The following is a 283-nucleotide window of genomic DNA, read 5'->3' as shown; positions in this document are numbered from 1 at the left end:
TCTATTGTACAGTTCGCTTGGAGAGTGGCCGACATTCTCTCGGTCAAAATATGAGCTGTGGTATGGGATGTCTTCGGGAGGCATGCCGTGGCTGAGGTCGGCGAGAAAGTGTGCGAGCATCCGGTCTGGACACGTGGAGAACCGGCAGTAGTGAAGAAGGTCGGTGATTTCGGTGTAGGAAAGACGGCGCGAGAGGTCGGTGCGGAGCCAGTCAAGAATATCGAGCGCGAGGGTATACTCTTCGCCACCAGTCGTTCGTCGAATTTCGTCAAGTGCCTCACGT

1 protein-coding gene is annotated in these 283 nt (G+C 55.5%); it reads left to right on the top strand.

The window, feature by feature from the left end:
• Nucleotides 1–87: 87 nt before the first annotated feature.
• Nucleotides 88–283 (top strand): hypothetical protein (locus Z052_RS19725; protein ID WP_144050005.1); only part of this gene is annotated, 196 nt, incomplete at its 3' end.

It is taken from the genome of Halorubrum sp. C191 (assembly GCF_002727095.1).
Classification (GTDB): domain Archaea; phylum Halobacteriota; class Halobacteria; order Halobacteriales; family Haloferacaceae; genus Halorubrum; species Halorubrum ezzemoulense.
This window is presented reverse-complemented; position numbering and strand designations above follow the sequence as displayed.